Below are 18,216 nucleotides of genomic sequence, written 5' to 3'. Positions count from 1 at the left end.
ATCACATCTGGTTTGAACTGAACACCTAAAAGAGAGATTTATCAAATGGCTGATCTCGCCAAACTTGTAGACGACCTGTCTGCCCTGACCGTTCTGGAAGCTTCGGAACTGTCGAAGCTCCTGGAAGAAAAGTGGGGCGTTTCCGCCGCCGCTCCGGTTGCTGTTGCTGCTGCCGCTGGCGGTGGTGCTGCTGCCCCGGCTGCTGAAGAAAAGACTGAATTTGACGTGATCCTCGCCTCCTTCGGCGACAACAAGATCAACGTCATCAAGGAAGTCCGCGCCATCACTGGCCTGGGTCTCGGCGAAGCCAAGGCTCTGGTTGAGGCTGCTCCGAAGGCTGTCAAGGAAGGTGTCAACAAGGCTGAAGCCGAAGACATCAAGAAGAAGCTTGAGGCTGCCGGCGCCAAGGTCGAATTCAAGTAATTCGATTTTCTGCCTTGAAATTTGCGAAATGGCGCTCTATGTGCCATTTCGCATCCTGTCTTAACGGGATGATTCGCCGGACCGATTGGATGGGTTCCTGGCGCCAATTTGCGGAACATATGACGATTTCGATGTCTGAGGCACGCTGACGTCCACGGAACCTCATGGTTTTTGACCATGGGGTGTTTGACGTTGTCTTGCCTGTCCTTCCATTCGGCTCGGGAGGGTATCTAGGCGTCGCTGAGCCTAACTGTTTGAATTACAGGGCAAATATCCCGAGACCCGACGGCTGATAGTCGGATTTTTGGATATCTGCCTCCGAGACAAATCGCAAGAAACAGGAGCTTTCATGGCTACCACGTTCAACGGCCGCCGCAAGGTACGCAAGTCCTTCGGTTCCATTCGCGAAGTCACGGAGATGCCCAACCTGATCGAGGTTCAAAAGGCCTCCTATGATCAGTTCCTCCTCGTAGACGAGCCCAAAGGTGGCCGTCCCGATGAGGGGCTTCAGTCCGTGTTCCGTTCGGTTTTCCCGATCACCGACTTTTCGAACACCGCATCTCTCGAATTTGTGAAGTACGAATTCGAGCAGCCGAAGTACGACATCGATGAGTGCCGTGCGCGCGACATCACGTTCGCTGCCCCGCTCAAGGTGACGCTTCGCCTGATCGTCTTTGAAGTGGACGAAGAAACCGGCGCCCGCTCGGTCAAGGACATCAAGGAGCAGGACGTCTATATGGGCGACATGCCCTTCATGACGTCGAACGGCACCTTCATCGTCAACGGTACCGAGCGCGTTATCGTCTCGCAGATGCACCGTTCGCCGGGTGTGTTCTTCGATCACGACAAGGGCAAGACCCATTCGTCCGGCAAGCTGCTGTTTGCCGGCCGTATCATTCCGTATCGTGGTTCCTGGCTCGATATCGAATTCGACGCCAAGGACATCGTCTATGCGCGCATCGATCGCCGCCGCAAGATTCCGGTGACCTCGCTGCTCAAGGCGCTTGGCATGGATGCCGAGGAAATCCTCCGCACCTATTACAAGACGCTGAACTACGAAAAGACCGAGAAGGGCTGGCGCGTTCCTTACGATGCCGAGAAGTGGAAGGGCGCAAAGCCGAGCCACGACCTGATCGATGCCAAGACCGGTGACGTCGTCCATGAGGGCGGCAAGAAGCTGTCTGCTCGTCAGGCCAAGAAGCTTGCCGAGAACGGTCTGACGCACCTGCTGGCGGTCAACGAAGACCTCTATGGCATGTATGTCGCCGAAGACCTGATCAACATGAAGACCGGCGAGGTCTACATGGAGGCAGGCGACGAGCTCGACGAGAAGACCCTGACCAAGATGCTCGATCTTGGCTTCGACGAGCTGCCGATCCTCGACATCGACCACATCACCATCGGCGCCTACATCCGCAACACGCTGGCCGTGGACAAGAACGAGACGCGTGAAGACGCGCTGTTCGACATCTACCGCGTGATGCGTCCTGGCGAGCCGCCGACCGTCGATACCGCAGAAGCCATGTTCCAGTCGCTGTTCTTCGACAGCGAACGCTATGACCTGTCCGCTGTGGGCCGCGTCAAGATGAACATGCGCCTTGAGCTCGACGCGCCCGACACCATGCGCACCCTGCGCAAGGAAGACATCGTCGAAGTCGTCCGCACGCTGGTCGACCTGCGCGACGGTCGCGGCGAAATCGACGACATCGACAATCTCGGCAACCGTCGCGTTCGCTCGGTTGGCGAGCTGATGGAAAACTCCTATCGCCTTGGCCTGCTCCGCATGGAGCGCGCCATCAAGGAGCGTATGAGCTCGGTCGAAATCGACACTGTCATGCCGCAGGACCTGATCAACGCCAAGCCGGCTGCTGCCGCTGTGCGTGAATTCTTCGGCTCCTCGCAGCTGAGCCAGTTCATGGATCAGACCAACCCGCTCTCGGAAATCACCCACAAGCGTCGCCTGTCGGCGCTTGGGCCGGGTGGTCTCACCCGTGAGCGCGCGGGCTTCGAAGTCCGCGACGTGCATCCGACCCACTATGGCCGTATCTGCCCGATCGAGACCCCCGAAGGTCCGAATATCGGTCTGATCAACTCGCTGTCGACCTTTGCCCGCGTCAACAAGTACGGTTTCATCGAGACCCCGTACCGCAAGATCGTGGACGGCGTTCTGACCTCGGACGTCGTGTACCTCTCCGCCATGGAAGAGGCCAAGCACTACGTCGCCCAGGCCAATGTGCAGTTCAACAAGGACGGCACGCTGCAGGACGATCTGGTCGTGGCTCGCCACGCCGGCGACAACGGCCTGACGCCCAAGGAAAACGTCGACCTTATGGACGTTTCCCCCAAGCAGATGGTGTCGGTTGCCGCCTCGCTGATCCCGTTCCTCGAGAACGACGACGCCAACCGCGCCCTGATGGGCTCGAACATGCAGCGTCAGGCTGTGCCGCTGCTGCGCGCTCATGCGCCGTTCGTCGGCACTGGCATGGAAGCTGTCGTGGCTCGTGACTCCGGCGCTGCCATCGTCGCCAAGCGCAAGGGCATCGTCGACCAGGTGGATGCCACCCGTATCGTTATTCGCGCAACGGAAGAAACCGATGCGTCGAAGTCGGGCGTGGACATCTACAACTTGATGAAGTTCCAGCGGTCGAACCAATCGACCTGCATCAACCAGCGTCCGCTGGTTGTGGTTGGCGATCACGTTAACCAGGGCGACATCATCGCCGACGGTCCGTCGACCGAGCTGGGCGATCTGGCTCTCGGCCGCAACGTGCTCGTCGCGTTCATGCCGTGGAATGGTTACAACTTCGAAGACTCCATCCTGCTCAGCGAGAAGATCGCCATGCAGGACGTCTTTACCTCGATCCATATCGAGGAATATGAGGTGATGGCCCGCGACACCAAGCTTGGTCCTGAGGAAATCACCCGCGACATTCCGAACGTTTCGGAAGAAGCGCTGAAGAACCTCGACGAAGCCGGTATCGTCCATATCGGTGCCGAAGTCGCTCCGGGCGACATCCTCGTTGGCAAGATCACCCCCAAGGGTGAATCGCCGATGACGCCGGAAGAAAAACTTCTCCGCGCCATCTTCGGCGAGAAGGCTTCGGACGTTCGCGACACCTCCCTGCGCGTGCCGCCGGGCGATGCTGGTACTGTTGTTGAAGTGCGCGTGTTCAATCGCCACGGCATCGACAAGGACGAGCGCGCCATGGCTATTGAGCGCGAGGAAATCGAACGTCTCGCCAAGGACCGTGACGACGAACAGTCGATCCTCGACCGTAACGTCTATGCACGTCTCAAGGAGATGCTGTTCGGCAAGGCCGCTACGGCAGGTCCGAAGGGCTATGTCGTGGGCACCAAGCTCAACGATCAGATGTTCGAAGCTCAGCCACGCTCCAAGTGGTGGCAGTTCGCGGTCGATGACGACAAGGTCATGACCGAGATGGAAGCTCTTCATGCTCAGTATGAAGAGAGCCGTCGTCTGCTCGAGCAGCGCTTCATCGACAAGGTCGACAAGCTGCAGCGCGGTGACGAACTTCCGCCGGGCGTGATGAAGATGGTCAAGGTCTTCATCGCCACCAAGCGCAAGATCCAGCCGGGCGACAAGATGGCTGGTCGCCATGGTAACAAGGGCGTGGTTTCGCGCATCGTTCCCGTGGAAGACATGCCGTACCTCGAAGACGGTACGTCGGTCGATATCGTGCTGAACCCGCTGGGCGTGCCGTCGCGCATGAACGTGGGCCAGATCCTCGAAACTCACCTGGGCTGGGCTTGCGCTGGCATGGGCAAGAAGATCGACGAGATGGTCCGTGCGTATCAGCGCAATGGCGATCTGAAGCCGCTGCGCCTGGAAGTGCAGGACCTGTTTGCCGGTGATGACTCCATCACCGACCTCGACGACGACGGCCTCGTGCGTCTCGGCGAGCACCTTTCCAAGGGTGTTTCGATCGCGACCCCGGTGTTCGACGGCGCCAAGGAAGCCGACATCGTCGTGATGCTGGAGCGGGCAGGACTCAAGGCCTCGGGTCAGTCGACGGTGTTCGACGGCCGTAGCGGCGAGCAGTTCGATCGTCAGGTGACGGTTGGGTATATCTATATGCTCAAGCTCGACCACCTGGTGGACAACAAGATCCACGCCCGTTCGATCGGCCCGTACTCGCTGGTCACCCAGCAGCCGCTGGGCGGTAAGGCCCAGTTCGGCGGTCAGCGCTTCGGCGAGATGGAAGTGTGGGCTCTCGAAGCCTATGGCGCGGCTTATACGCTTCAGGAAATGCTCACCATCAAGTCGGACGACGTTGCTGGTCGTACCAAGGTCTACGAAGCCATCGTTCGCGGCGACGACACGTTCGAAGCGGGCATCCCCGAGAGCTTCAACGTTCTGGTCAAGGAAATCCGGTCGCTCGGTCTCAATGTCGAACTCGACATGCGCGAGATCGAGGGCGACGGCTCCCAGGCCGAAGCGGAGCTCGCACCTCCTCAGGAAGCGGCGGAATAATCCGGCACTTCCTACCCCCATTCACTTCCTGAAGGAGCGGGCCAGTTGGCCCCTCCGGATGGAAAGAGGAGAGAATTGATGAATCATCATTCCCACGTCATGGACCCGTTCAACCCGGCCGTTCCGGTGCAGACCTTCGATCAGATGAAGATCTCCATCGCGTCGCCAGAGAAGATTCTGTCCTGGTCGTACGGCGAGATCAAAAAGCCGGAAACCATCAACTATCGTACGTTCAAGCCTGAACGTGATGGTCTGTTCTGCGCGCGCATCTTTGGCCCTGTGAAGGACTATGAGTGCTTGTGCGGCAAGTACAAGCGCATGAAGTTCAAGGGCGTCATCTGCGAAAAGTGCGGTGTGGAAGTCACCCTGAGCCGCGTTCGCCGCGAGCGCATGGGTCACATCGAACTCGCTGCGCCCGTTGCCCACATCTGGTTCCTGAAGTCCCTGCCGTCCCGTATCGCGCTGCTGCTCGATATGACGCTCAAGGACATCGAGCGCATCCTGTATTTCGAGAACTACGTCGTTCTGGACGCTGGCCTCACGCCCTTCACCCAGCATGAACTGCTGACCGAAGAGCAGTTCCTCGATGCCCAGGACGAGTATGGTGCCGACAGCTTCACCGCCAAGATCGGCGCCGAAGCCATCCGCGACATCCTGCTCGCCCTCGATCTCGAGAAGATCGCGGCCGACCTGCGCGTGGAAATTGCTGAGTCCACCACGGAACTTAAGCCCAAGAAGCTCGCCAAGCGCTTGAAGATCGTCGAGCAGTTCATCGTCTCGGGCAACAAGCCCGAATGGATGATCATGACCGTCATCCCGGTCATTCCGCCCGAGCTGCGCCCGCTGGTGCCGCTGGATGGTGGCCGCTTTGCCACGTCCGATCTTAACGACCTCTATCGTCGCGTGATCAACCGCAATAACCGGTTGAAGCGCCTGATCGAGCTGCGGGCGCCTGACATCATCATCCGCAACGAAAAGCGCATGCTGCAGGAAGCTGTTGACGCGCTGTTCGACAACGGCCGCCGTGGCCGCACCATCACCGGTGCCAACAAGCGTCCGCTGAAGTCGCTGTCCGATATGCTCAAGGGCAAGCAGGGCCGGTTCCGCCAGAACCTGCTCGGCAAGCGCGTCGACTATTCGGGCCGTTCGGTCATCACCGTGGGTCCGAACCTCAAGCTGCACCAGTGCGGCCTGCCCAAGAAGATGGCGCTCGAGCTGTTCAAGCCGTTCATCTACTCGCGCCTCGAAGCCAAGGGCTTCAGCTCGACGGTGAAGCAGGCCAAGAAGCTGGTCGAGAAGGAAAAGCCCGAGGTTTGGGATATCCTGGACGAAGTGATCCGCGAGCATCCGGTTCTGCTGAACCGCGCTCCGACGCTGCACCGTCTGGGCATCCAGGCGTTCGAGCCCATCCTGATCGAAGGCAAGGCCATCCGTCTGCACCCGCTCGTTTGCTCGGCCTTCAACGCCGACTTCGACGGTGACCAGATGGCCGTGCACGTCCCGCTGTCGCTCGAAGCGCAGCTGGAAGCACGCGTGCTGATGATGTCGACCAACAACATCCTTCACCCCGCCAACGGCCAGCCGATCATCGTGCCGTCCCAGGACATCGTCTTGGGCCTCTACTATCTGTCGCTCATGAACGAGGGTGAGCCAGGGCAGGGCATGGCATTCGGTTCCTATGCGGAACTGGAACACGCGCTCGACAACAAGATCGTCACGCTGCACACCAAGATCAAAGGCCGCGTCGTGTCGTTCGATGAGAACGGCAAGGAAACGACCGAGATCGTCGAGACGACTCCGGGCCGCATGCTCATCGGCCAGATTCTGCCCAAGCATCCGGCTGTGCCGTTTGCCACGGCGAACCAGCTGATGACCAAGAAGATGATCTCGAAGATGATCGACACGGTTTACCGTGGCTGCGGTCAGAAAGAGACCGTGATCTTCTGCGACCGCGTCATGCAGCTCGGCTTCAAGAATGCTTGCGACGCCGGTATCTCGTTCGGCAAGGACGACATGGTTATCCCGGCCTCCAAGTACACGATCGTGGAAGCCGCCCGTAAGCAGGTCGAAGAGTTCGAGCAGCAGTACAATGACGGCCTGATCACTCAGGGCGAAAAGTACAACAAGGTGGTCGACGCCTGGGCCAAGTGCGGTGACAAGGTCGCCGAAGAGATGATGGACGCGATCCGCAAGGTGCAGATCGACAAGGAGACCGGCCGTCAGAAGCCGATCAACTCCGTCTACATGATGAGCCACTCCGGTGCCCGTGGTTCACCGGCCCAGATGAAGCAGCTTGCCGGTATGCGTGGTCTTATGGCCCGTCCGGACGGCTCGATCATCGAGACCCCGATCACGGCCAACTTCAAGGAAGGCCTCAACGTTCTCGAGTACTTCAACTCCACCCACGGTGCCCGTAAGGGTCTGGCGGATACGGCGCTGAAGACTGCGAACTCCGGGTACCTGACTCGTCGTCTCGTTGACGTGGCGCAGGACGCGATCATCGTGTCGACCGATTGCGGCACCGAACGCGGCCTCACCATGGAGCCGATCGTCGACGCCGGACAGATCGTGGCCTCCATTGGCCAGCGCGTTCTGGGCCGTACCGCTGCGGATGATATCTTCCATCCGTTGTCGGGCGACCTGATCGCTGCCAAGGGCACGCTGCTGGAAGAAAAGCACGTCGATGTCATCGAGGAAGCCCGGATCCAGTCGATCCGCATCCGCTCCCCGCTGACTTGCGACATGCGCCAGGGCACCTGCGCGGCCTGCTATGGCCGTGACCTTGCTCGCGGTACCCCCGTGAACATGGGTGAAGCTGTGGGCGTTATCGCCGCGCAGTCGATCGGTGAACCCGGTACCCAGCTCACCATGCGTACGTTCCACATTGGTGGTACGGCACAGGTGGTTGACTCCTCGTTCCTCGAGTCCGGCGCGGAAGGCAAGATCGCCATCCGCAACCCGAACGTCGTCAAGGTCGAGGGCGGCAAGCTGGTCGTCATGGCCCGTAACGTCTCGCTCGCCATTCTTGATGCCGACGGCAAGGAACGCGCCACCCACAAGGTGACCTATGGTTCCAAGCTGCTGGTCAAGGAAGGCGATCAGGTCCGCCGCGGTCAGCGTCTGGCCGAATGGGACCCCTACACTCGTCCGGTTCTGGCCGAAGTCGAGGGCGAGGTCGTGTTCGAGGATATGGTCGATGGTGCTTCCGTTGCGGAAAACACCGACGAAGCGACGGGCTTCACCAAGCGCGTGGTCATCGACTGGCGCGGCAACCAGCGTGGCGAGGGCCTCAAGCCTGCTCTGGCCATCGCTCGTGGCGGCGTCGTGCAGAAGGTGGAACGCGGTGGCGACGCTCGCTACCTGCTCTCCGTCGACGCGGTTATCGCGGTCGAGCCGGGCGAGAAGGTTTCGCCGGGCGACGTGCTCGCACGTATCCCGCTCGAAAGCGCCAAGACCAAGGACATCACCGGCGGTCTGCCGCGCGTGGCGGAATTGTTCGAAGCTCGTCGTCCGAAGGATCACGCCATCATCGCCGAGATCGATGGCACGATCCGCTTCGGTCGCGACTACAAGAACAAGCGTCGCGTCATCATCGAGCCGACCGAAGAGGGTGCCGATCCGGTCGAGTACCTGATCCCGAAGGGCAAGCCGTTCCATCTCCAGGAAGGCGACACCATTGAGAAGGGTGAATACATCCTCGACGGCAACCCGGCGCCGCATGACATCCTGGCCATCAAGGGCGTGGAAGAGCTTGCTCGTTACCTCGTCAATGAAATCCAGGAGGTCTATCGTCTGCAGGGCGTGCTGATCAACGACAAGCACATTGAGGTGATCGTTCGCCAGATGCTGCAGAAGGTCGAGATCGTGGATCCAGGTGATACCGGCCTGCTCAAGGACGAGCAGCTCGACAAGCTGGACTTCGACGAGCTCAACGACTCGCTTGTTGCCGACGGCAAGAAGCCAGCGACCGCCAATCCGGTGCTGCTCGGCATCACCAAGGCATCGCTGCAGACCCGCTCGTTCGTGTCGGCCGCTTCTTTCCAGGAAACCACCCGCGTCCTCACGGAAGCGGCGGTGTCTGGCAAGGCCGACCTGCTCGAAGGCCTCAAGGAAAACGTCATCGTCGGCCGCCTCATCCCGGCCGGTACTGGTGCCGGTATCTCGTCGGCCAAACTGATCGCGTCCAAGCGCGACGACCTGATCCTGGACGAACGTCGCCGCCAGGCGTCGACCGTCCAGATCCCGGCGCCTGCCGCCGAGTAGGGCTGTCGCATTGTTGAATTGAGGGAAAGGGGGCCGAAAGGTCCCCTTTCTTTTTCAGCGCAAGAGCGTGGCCACAAAATCCATGACCGTCTCCCGCATGGACTCGGCTGGGTCGGAGCAGCCGGCGATCGCGGCCAAGAGGCTGGCGCCCTCTATCAAGCCCAGTATCTGGTCTGCCAGCATGGTGGCGGGCCGATCTGACTTCAGCCGCCCGGCGGTGGCCTCGGCCGAAAGCGTCGCAATGAGGTGGTTGCGAACCGCATTCATGCGCTCCCGCAGTTGCGGCTGGATTTTGGGCGCTATCGCCAGGATGAACCTGAAGTAGGCAAGGCGATCTGGCGTTACCTCGTCCACTGCCGCGAGCATGGCGGCATAGCCGTCGACCAGGGACTTGACCGTGCCCTCGAAATCCGTCGGCGGCTGCTGATCGGCCTGCACCGGTAGGAATTGCAGGAAGAACTGCTCTATTGCTGCCGTGAACAGGTCGTCCTTGTCCTTGAAGTGATGGTAGATCGCACCCTTGGAGAGGCCGGTATCCCTGGTCAATTCACTCAGGCTCATCCCGTCATAGCCGTGCTCCAGGAAGAGCTTGAGAGCCTGCGTGACAATGGTGGTCCGGGCGTCTTTCATGGCTCAATCACTCGGTACATGCAGAAGCTGGTGAACGCACCCAGATCGAGTGTCCGACCCGAAATGAAGCCCAGCTTTTCATAGAGGCGGATATTTGCCGGGTTCTCGGTGTCGAGCGCAAGGCCGTCGGCATTCCAGGCGGCAGCCTGGGCGACGGCTGCTTCAACAAGCCGTCGACCGATGCCGCGACCCTGCCGGCCCGGATCGATGCCAACCATGGCGAGGTAGGCGTACCGGCCACATGCCGGCCCCTTTCGCGTTTCGACCATGTACTTGTTGAGCGTGGCGACCTTTCCCGCTCCGAGCGTCAGCGCGAGCGGCACGAAGCGGAGCAGAGCCATGGTCAATCTTGTCGCGTAACGAAGCGAGGGCGGTTGTTGGGGGCGGTCCATCAATGCGCAGCCAACCAGGACGCTGCGGTCAAACGCGCCTAACATCTCGCCGTCCAATAGCGTGTTCATGTCGAACATGAACTCGAGGAACGCCCTGGCCTTGTGTTCGTCCTGCCCGAACATCGCAAGGAACAATGGGTCGTCCAGGAAGGCCGATACCATAAGCGCAAGCGCGCTTTCGCGATGCGTCCGGGCGATTTTGCCGAGGGTGACGGTCACGAACCGCGCCCGTCCGCCCGGTGATCGACGGCAAAATGCACCAGCACCTTGAGCATGAAGAGCAGGCCGACACATACCGTGAAGGGAGAACCGTCCAGGCCGATCACTGTGCCAAAGGCGCCGATACCGAAAGCGGTTCCCGCAACGACGCGCTGGGTGGCCCCCGGGCGCAACAGGTTCACCAGCACTGCGCCGGCGATGGTGAAGGCCCAGATGGCGAGAGTCGCGGGCATGTTGAGATTGAGCAGCAAGGCGACGATCGGCAAGTGGACGTGGATGGCGATGAACACCCATCGGCTGCCGGGGTGGGCGGCGTGGTGGTCGTTCGTTCCGGTCGTGAGGTTGGCGATGCAGCCCGCAGCAATGTCGAGTATCAGCAGTATTGCCAGCGCCGCACGCCACGCCGGAACCCCTTGGAAGACCTCGGGGTAGAGCGCCACGAGCGTGCTTGAAGCGCCAAGGCCGAAGGCTGCGATCAGCACGAGGTCGCCTGGCCGCTGAGCAGCGCCAAGCACGTCATGCAGCCAAGCAGGTATTTGGATCATCATCTCTCTCGAAACCGACCGGTTGGTATGTAGGAGTCGAATTGCTGTACTGTCAAGCGGGCCGGGCTAGCTCGGAGTCTCCGGTGCATTGTCAACGAACTGCCATTTGGCCGTAGCCGAGCCGACACGTAGCCACGCTAGCAGCAGGATGGCTTCCTCGCTTCGGAGACGATCATGACCAAGACGACGCTGCTTGCCGCGCTAGCTGTGACGATGCTGTCCCCAGCCTCTTATGCCCAGCCCGTTCAGTTCGATGCCACTCTCAAGGCGCATGCCCAGTTGCCTGCCCAGACCTTCGTGCCGGCCCCCGCTGATGCGCCCTATGGCCTGTCGATGTCAGGGCGCTTTACCTCTGGCAAGCGCGTGGAGACGCCGTATGGCTGGGCCAATCCTGCCTCCGGCATTGCCATGCCGTTCCCCGGTCAGCCCGTACAGGGCATGTCCGGTGTTCGTTCGCTGGGCGATGACCGTTTCGTTTTTCTCACCGACAACGGCTTTGGCGCCAAGGCCAACTCGTCTGACGCCATGCTTATCTTCAATTTCATGAAGATGGACTGGGCCACGGGCAAGGTTGCGCTTGAGCGGACTGTGTTCCTCAGGGATCCGAACCGCGTCGTCCCATTCCCTGTTGTCACCGAACACAGCGAAACCCGCTATCTCACCGGCGCTGATTTCGATCCGGAATCGATCCAGCCCGTTGGCGATCACTTCTGGATCGGCGACGAGTTCGGCCCCTGGTTAATCGAAGTCGATGCGCATGGTGTGGTGCTTCAGGTGGTCGCCACCAATCCGAGCGGCGTCGATTACAAGACCCCAGACAACCAGTTCGTCGCCACGCCTGCTGCAGGTGTTGCGGTGACGGGGGTGAATACCGGTCGCTCGGGTGGATATGAAGGCATGGCCCAATCCATGGACGGCACCACGCTCTATCCACTGCTCGAAAAGGCCTTCTATGACGAGGCAGCAGGTGCTCTCGAGCTTATCGATGGCAAGCCGGTCATTCGTATGCTGGAGTTCAACGTTGCCGATGCGACGTGGTCGGACAAGGTTCGCTACTATCCGCTCGACGATGCCGGCAATGCCATCGGCGATTTCAACATCATCGAGGGCACCCGTGGGCTGGTGATCGAGCGCGATAACAATGAAGGCGATGACGGTCGCGAGAAGGCGGCTGCGTTCAAGCGCATCTACCTCATCGACCTGGAGCGCGTCGACGAAAGCGGCGTTCTGGAGAAGATCGCCTATATCGATCTGATGGCGATCAAGGATCCGGGCGGGATTGCGCCGCGCGGCACTGTGGACGGCGTGTTCACCTTCCCCTTCGTCACGATCGAGGATGTGGATCGTGTCGATGAAACCACTATCGTGGTCGCCAACGACAACAACTATCCCGGCTCCACCGGCCGTGAGGCAGGGCGTGCCGATGACAACGAGTACATCCTGCTTGAAGTCGCGGACTTCCTAAAGGCCGAGTAGGGCTAACAGGGAAGGGGCCTTCAGGCCCCTTTTCCTATTTTGTCGATTCCTTGTGCCTACGTTCGTCGTTGTCTACGAATGCACGAGGAGAGAGCCATGAAGTTCAGCACCACTATCCTGCAGATGGGCAACAATACGGGCATCGAGGTGCCGGTCGAGGTGGTCGAGGGCCTGGCCGGCGGCAAGAAACCGGCCGTGGTCGTGACCATTGGCACCTATAGCTATCGGTCGTCGATCGCCGTGATGGGCGGGCAGTTCCTGATCCCGCTTAGCGCCGAGCGCCGCCTGGAATCCGGCATCCGGGGTGGCGACGCCGTCGAGATTGATCTGACGCTTGATACCGAGCCGCGCGAGGTGGTCGTCCCGGACGACCTCGCCGCCGCGCTATCCGGCGACGCTCCCGCCAGGGCATTCTTTGAGTCCCTGTCCTACAGCAACAAATTGCGGCACGTGCTGTCGGTCAATGATGCAAAGACGCCCGAGACCCGCCGGCGGAGGATCGAAAAGGTCGTCGAGGCCATGCGCGCGGGCAAGAAATAGCGCGCTGACACATATTCGTCTTAGTAAAGCGCTTTACTAATTCCGTCCCCGTGTCGGGTCTTGGAGGGTAAAGACGATGACGACCAAAACACTGGCGGCGACCGCACTCGCCGCATCTATCGCGATTGGCTGCCCGGTTGCAGCGCAGGATGCCGCCCCCGCACTTGAACTGATCGGCGAGATCGTTCTGCCGACCGGCCTCAAGATCAACGGCCTAGAGTTCGGTGGCATTTCCGGCCTCAGCCCCGATCCTGCCGATGGCAGCTATCTGGCGATTTCAGACGATCGTTCCGAGCGCGGTCCGGCGCGGTACTACCGCCTCAGGTTTGCCATCGACGCCGACGGCTTCCGCGGTGTCGATATCGTGGGCAGCACTATCCTTCGCGGGCTGGACGGCAATGCGTTTGCCGTCAAGGGCATCGACCCCGAAGCGATCCAGTATTCGCCAACCAAGCGCAGCTTCTTCTGGTCGAGCGAAAGCGATGCCTCGGGCCGCCCCGGCATTTTCGAAGCCATGCTCGATGGCACCATGCTGCGCAGCCTTGCCGTGCCCGATTACTTCCTCACCAGTGCCGACGGCACCGGCGGCACGCATGCCAATCTCGGCTTCGAAGGGCTGAGCCTTTCCAGCGATGGCGCTACGGTCTATGCCGTCAGCGAGAATGCCCTGGCGCAGGACGGCCCCAAGGCCACGTTGGAAGCGGGCAGCCCGTCGCGAATCCTGACGTTCGACGCGATGACCGGCAAGGCCGGCGCTGAGTATGTCTACGAGACGGGCCCGATCTTCGCCAAGGCGACGCAGGAGCCCAACTACAACGATAACGGCGTCTCCGACCTGTTGGCACTGGACGACGGGTCACTACTGGTGGTCGAGCGGTCGTTCGGCTCTGGCATTGGCAACGAGATCAATCTCTACAAGGTCGAGATCGGCGCTGCGACGGATGTGAGCGGGGTGGTCAGCCTCGCCGGCCAGACCTTCACGCCTGTCAGCAAGACGCCGTTCGCCAGGCTGGGGGAGGGCGACTTCGGCCTCGACATCGATAATGTGGAAGCGGTGGCGATCGGCCCCGAGATCGACGGCGCCAAGACGCTCATCATTGCATCGGATAACAACTTCAACCCGGATGGGCAGTTCACCCAGTTCGTGGCGTTCCGGCTCGTCGAATAGCGCAAAAAGCAAGGGGCCCGAACGGGCCCCTCATGACGCCATCGGCGGCAGGTCACAAACCGTAGCCGACATGTTCTGAGTACTGATCGACGACCATGCTCCAAAGCCCGAACTGGGAATCGAGATACTCGGCTGTGACGCCCTTGACCATGTCGAGGTCCATTTCCACGCAGGCATCCTGGTCCTGGTCGAGATAGGCGCGGCTGAAGCGCTTATTGAAATTCCAGTCGTTGATGACCTCGAGTGTGGGCTTGAGGTCCAGGAAACCCACATAGAAGTTCAGGTCTTCGCAGTCGGTGTTGTTGGTGCAGTTGCGGAAATAGACCTGGTAGCTGATGCCGTTGATCTTGCCATTGATCTGCGGATCACCATTGCTCTGCGTTGAAAGGGTCGCCGCACCATAGCCGCGGGCGGCGTTGAGAATCTCGTCGGTGTCGGCGCCGGTCAACAAGGTCTGTGCCTGGGCGGGTGCCGTCAGGGCCAGAGCTAAAGCTCCACCGGCAATCATCGTAGTGAGCTTCATCGCGCTTCTCCCTCGTCGGATTCTGGGGCCGGTCACCTATCGTGTACAAGGCTGGCCGATGGAGCCCGATCCTACACATTTCGATTGGGGCGAGAAGGTGATACTTCAGCGCACCGGTCGAGGAGGGCAGGGGAAAGACATGCGAAGTTCCAAGACACTCTCGCAAAGTCATTGCAAGTCTGTGCATGGCTCCATCGCGGATTTTTCACGAAAGAATCCTTGACGCGCAGGAGAGTCGGCTCTAAACAGCGCCTACCTTAGCGGTCGGTCGTGAATGTCACACCGGGTTCCTGCCATCTTGTGCGGGCATCCAGGACACTCAAACACACTGTCGGGTAACTAGACGACGCAAAATCCTTGTGCGCATGACTGCCCGCCTTTGGGGGTGGTCCGCTGCAATTAAGGCGCCGCCGTACCCCTAATCGGGTCGGATGAGCGCCGTTTTGGTTTGCTTTGTCTAGACCGCACAGGAGCGCTTCCGGTTTCGGAGGGGCGACAAACAAGAACTAAGGGGCCGCTCAATCGGCGGCACCGAAATTTTGGACGATGGAAAGAGCGCAATGCCCACCATTAATCAGCTGATCCGCAAACCACGCGCCAGCAAGCCAAAGCGGAACAAGGTTCCGGCCATGGAAGCAAATCCGCAGAAGCGCGGCGTTTGCTCTCGCGTTTATACGACGACCCCGAAGAAGCCGAACTCGGCTCTGCGTAAGGTTGCCAAGGTTCGCCTGACCAATCAGCGCGAAGTGATCTCGTATATCCCGGGTGAAGGCCACAACCTGCAGGAGCACTCCGTGGTCCTGATCCGTGGCGGCCGCGTTCGCGACCTTCCCGGCGTTCGTTACCACGTGCTCCGCGGCGTTCTCGACACGCAGAGTGTCAAGGACCGTAAGCAGCGCCGTTCGAAGTACGGCGCGAAGCGTCCGAAGTAAGGAGATCGAGATATGTCCCGTCGTCACCGCGCAGAAAAACGCGACGTTATTCCCGACGCCAAGTATGGCGATCTCGTCCTGACCAAGTTCATGAACTCGCTCATGAAGGACGGCAAGAAGTCGGCCGCCGAAAGCATCGTCTACGGTGCGTTCGACATCGTCGAAGCCAAGGTCAAGCAGGACCCGGTCACCGTGTTCCACACCGCGCTCGACAACATCCGCCCTGCGGTTGAAGTCCGTTCGCGCCGTGTTGGTGGTGCTACCTATCAGGTTCCGGTTGAAGTTCGTGCTGACCGTCAGCAGGCCCTGGCCATTCGCTGGCTCATCGAATCTGCCCGCAAGCGTGGTGAGAACACCATGCGCGAGCGTCTTTCGGGTGAGCTGATGGATGCCCTCAATGGCCGTGGTCAGGCCGTCAAGAAGCGCGAAGATACGCACCGTATGGCTGACGCCAACCGTGCCTTCTCGCACTACCGCTGGTAGTAGGAGCGCCCAATGGCACGCGAATACCCGATTAATCTCTATCGTAACTTCGGCATCATGGCTCACATCGATGCTGGCAAGACGACCACGACCGAACGCATCCTCTACTATACCGGCAAGTCCCATAAGATCGGCGAAGTCCACGACGGCGCCGCGACCATGGACTGGATGGAGCAGGAGCAGGAACGCGGCATCACGATCACGTCGGCTGCGACCACCACGTTCTGGAAAGACCGTAACGGTACCCAGCACCGTTTCAACATCATCGACACCCCCGGCCACGTGGACTTCACTATCGAAGTCGAGCGTTCGCTGCGCGTGCTCGACGGTGCTGTTGCCCTGCTGGACGCCAATGCCGGTGTTGAGCCCCAGACGGAAACCGTGTGGCGCCAGGCCGACAAGTATCACGTTCCGCGTCTCATCTTCGTCAACAAGATGGACAAGATCGGCGCCGATTTCTATCGCTGCGTCGAGATGATCGGTTCGCGCCTTGGCGCGAAGGCCGTTCCGGTTCAGCTGCCGATCGGTGCCGAGAACGAGTTCAAGGGCGTTGTCGATCTCATCGAGATGAACGCACTCGTCTGGCGCAATGAAGAACTGGGCGCCCAGTGGGACGTCGTGGAAATTCCGGCCGACCTCAAGGAAAAGGCTGAGAAGTACCGCGAAGCCATGATCGAAGCCGCCGTCGAGCTCGACGACGACGCCATGGAAGCGTACCTGAACGGCGATCTGCCGAACAACGACACCATCCGTCGCCTGCTGCGTCGCGGCACGATCGATGCGAAGTTCTTCCTGATCTTTGCTGGCTCGGCGTTCAAGAACAAGGGCGTGCAGCCCCTGCTCGACGGCGTTATCGACTTCCTGCCTGCTCCGACCGACATTCCGGCCATCAAGGGTATCGATGCCCGTACGGAAGCCCCGATCGAGCGTCATGCCGACGACAACGAGCCGCTGGCCATGCTGGCGTTCAAGATCGCCAACGACCCGCACATGGGCTCGCTGACCTTCTGCCGCATCTACTCGGGCAAGCTCGAGCAGGGCGCGATGCTCGAAAACACGGTCAAGGAAAAGCGCGAGCGCGTTGGCCGCATGTTCCAGATGCACGCCAATAGCCGCGAGCAGATCACCGAAGCCTTTGCTGGTGACATCGTCGCCATCGTCGGCCTCAAGGACACCACCACGGGCGACACGCTTTGCGCGCAGAATGCCCAGGTTATCCTTGAACGCATGATCTTCCCCGAGCCGGTTATCGACATTTCGGTTGAACCGAAGTCGAAGGCCGACCAGGAAAAGATGGGTCTTGCCCTTAATCGTCTGGCTGCCGAGGATCCGTCCTTCCGCGTCAAGACCGATGAAGAATCCGGCCAGACCATCATTTCGGGCATGGGCGAATTGCACCTCGACATCCTCGTCGACCGTATGCGTCGCGAATTCAAGGTCGAGGCCAATATCGGTCAGCCGCAGGTTGCGTATCGCGAAACCATCACCAAGTCGGCCAATGTGGACTATACCCACAAGAAGCAGTCGGGTGGTTCGGGCCAGTTTGCTCGCGTCAAGCTCACCGTTGAGCCGGGCGAAGTCGGCAAGGGTCTCGAATTCGTCAACGCCGTCGTCGGCGGTTCGGTACCGAAGGAATACATCCCGGGCGTCGAAAAGGGCGTGAAGTCGGTGATGTCTGCAGGTCCGTTGATCGGCTTCCCGATCGTGGACGTGAAGGTCACGCTGACCGAAGGTGCATACCACGACGTGGACTCTTCGGTGCTGGCATTCGAAATCGCCGGCCGTGCCGGCTTTAACGAAGGCCTGCGCAAGGCGGCTCCGAAGATCCTCGAGCCGATCATGAAGGTTGAAGTTGTCACGCCTGAAGATTACATGGGCGACGTCATCGGCGACTTGAATTCGCGGCGTGGTCAGATTCACGGCACTGAAGGCCGTGGTGTTCTCCAGGTCGTGAATGCCTACGTGCCGCTCGCGAACATGTTCGGGTATGTGAACTCGCTGCGCTCCATGAGCCAGGGTCGTGCACAGTACACGATGACGTTCGACCACTACGAGCAGGTGCCGCAGGCCGTCGCCGACGAAGTCCAGGCCAAGTACGCCTAAAACAATAAACTGAAACTCAAGGTTGGC

13 protein-coding genes are annotated in these 18,216 nt (G+C 60.2%); 9 read left to right on the top strand and 4 right to left on the bottom strand.

Annotated elements, in window-relative coordinates:
* The first annotated feature begins 45 nt into the window (after positions 1–45).
* From rplL to rpoC, 3 genes are all read left to right on the top strand, one after another.
* The gene (rplL, locus tag MF606_RS11365) at positions 46–423 is read left to right on the top strand and encodes a 50S ribosomal protein L7/L12 (RefSeq protein WP_240229352.1); all 378 of its coding nucleotides are present in this window, start codon (positions 46–48) and stop codon (positions 421–423) included.
* 349 nt (positions 424–772) lie between these two features.
* Positions 773–4,915, top strand: coding sequence for a DNA-directed RNA polymerase subunit beta (gene rpoB, locus MF606_RS11360; protein ID WP_240229351.1), 4,143 nt, complete (start codon positions 773–775; stop codon positions 4,913–4,915).
* Between the two features lie 78 nt (positions 4,916–4,993).
* On the top strand, positions 4,994–9,178 hold the full coding sequence (gene rpoC, locus MF606_RS11355; RefSeq protein WP_240229350.1) for a DNA-directed RNA polymerase subunit beta': 4,185 nt from the start codon (positions 4,994–4,996) through the stop codon (positions 9,176–9,178).
* Positions 9,179–9,232: 54 nt separating this feature from the next.
* On the opposite strand, the gene MF606_RS11350 is transcribed toward rpoC, so the two are convergent.
* The 3 genes from MF606_RS11350 to MF606_RS11340 are packed head-to-tail and all read right to left on the bottom strand — an operon-like array spanning position 9,233 to position 10,964.
* Entirely contained in the window at positions 9,233–9,808 is a 576-nt protein-coding gene (locus tag MF606_RS11350; protein WP_240229349.1) for a TetR/AcrR family transcriptional regulator, read from the bottom strand.
* Entirely contained in the window at positions 9,805–10,419 is a 615-nt protein-coding gene (locus MF606_RS11345) for a GNAT family N-acetyltransferase (RefSeq protein WP_240229348.1), read from the bottom strand. Before MF606_RS11345 ends, MF606_RS11350 begins: the two co-directional genes overlap by 4 nt.
* Positions 10,416–10,964, bottom strand: a complete 549-nt coding sequence (locus MF606_RS11340) for a hypothetical protein (RefSeq protein WP_240229347.1) — start codon at positions 10,962–10,964, stop codon at positions 10,416–10,418. Before MF606_RS11340 ends, MF606_RS11345 begins: the two co-directional genes overlap by 4 nt.
* 174 nt (positions 10,965–11,138) lie before the next feature.
* Here MF606_RS11340 and MF606_RS11335 point away from each other — a divergent pair, with 174 nt between their 5' ends.
* The 3 genes from MF606_RS11335 (at position 11,139) to MF606_RS11325 (ending at position 14,148) form a co-directional block, all read left to right on the top strand.
* Positions 11,139–12,440: an esterase-like activity of phytase family protein gene (locus MF606_RS11335; protein ID WP_240229346.1), complete on the top strand. Its 1,302-nt coding sequence runs from the start codon at positions 11,139–11,141 to the stop codon at positions 12,438–12,440.
* 96 nt (positions 12,441–12,536) lie between these two features.
* Entirely contained in the window at positions 12,537–12,980 is a 444-nt protein-coding gene (locus MF606_RS11330; protein WP_240229345.1) for a YdeI/OmpD-associated family protein, read from the top strand.
* Between the two features lie 76 nt (positions 12,981–13,056).
* Positions 13,057–14,148, top strand: a complete 1,092-nt coding sequence (locus tag MF606_RS11325; protein WP_240229344.1) for an esterase-like activity of phytase family protein — start codon at positions 13,057–13,059, stop codon at positions 14,146–14,148.
* 52 nt (positions 14,149–14,200) lie between these two features.
* On the opposite strand, the gene MF606_RS11320 is transcribed toward MF606_RS11325, so the two are convergent.
* Positions 14,201–14,671, bottom strand: coding sequence for a YbjN domain-containing protein (locus MF606_RS11320; protein WP_240229343.1), 471 nt, complete (start codon positions 14,669–14,671; stop codon positions 14,201–14,203).
* A gap of 560 nt (positions 14,672–15,231) precedes the next feature.
* Here MF606_RS11320 and rpsL point away from each other — a divergent pair.
* The 3 genes from rpsL to fusA are packed head-to-tail and all read left to right on the top strand — an operon-like array spanning position 15,232 to position 18,189.
* Positions 15,232–15,603: a 30S ribosomal protein S12 gene (gene rpsL / locus MF606_RS11315; RefSeq protein WP_035080811.1), complete on the top strand. Its 372-nt coding sequence runs from the start codon at positions 15,232–15,234 to the stop codon at positions 15,601–15,603.
* 12 nt (positions 15,604–15,615) lie between these two features.
* Positions 15,616–16,086 (top strand): 30S ribosomal protein S7, encoded by a 471-nt coding sequence (gene rpsG / locus MF606_RS11310; protein WP_240229342.1) that lies wholly within the window; start codon positions 15,616–15,618, stop codon positions 16,084–16,086.
* 12 nt (positions 16,087–16,098) lie between these two features.
* Complete coding sequence (gene fusA / locus MF606_RS11305; protein WP_240229341.1) at positions 16,099–18,189, top strand: elongation factor G; 2,091 nt, start codon at positions 16,099–16,101, stop codon at positions 18,187–18,189.
* Positions 18,190–18,216 lie beyond the last annotated feature (27 nt).

Source organism: Devosia lacusdianchii (genome assembly GCF_022429625.1).
Classification (GTDB): Bacteria; Pseudomonadota; Alphaproteobacteria; order Rhizobiales; family Devosiaceae; genus Devosia; species Devosia lacusdianchii.
The sequence above is the reverse complement of the archived record's forward strand: the minus strand, read 5'-3'. Positions and strand labels throughout refer to the sequence as shown.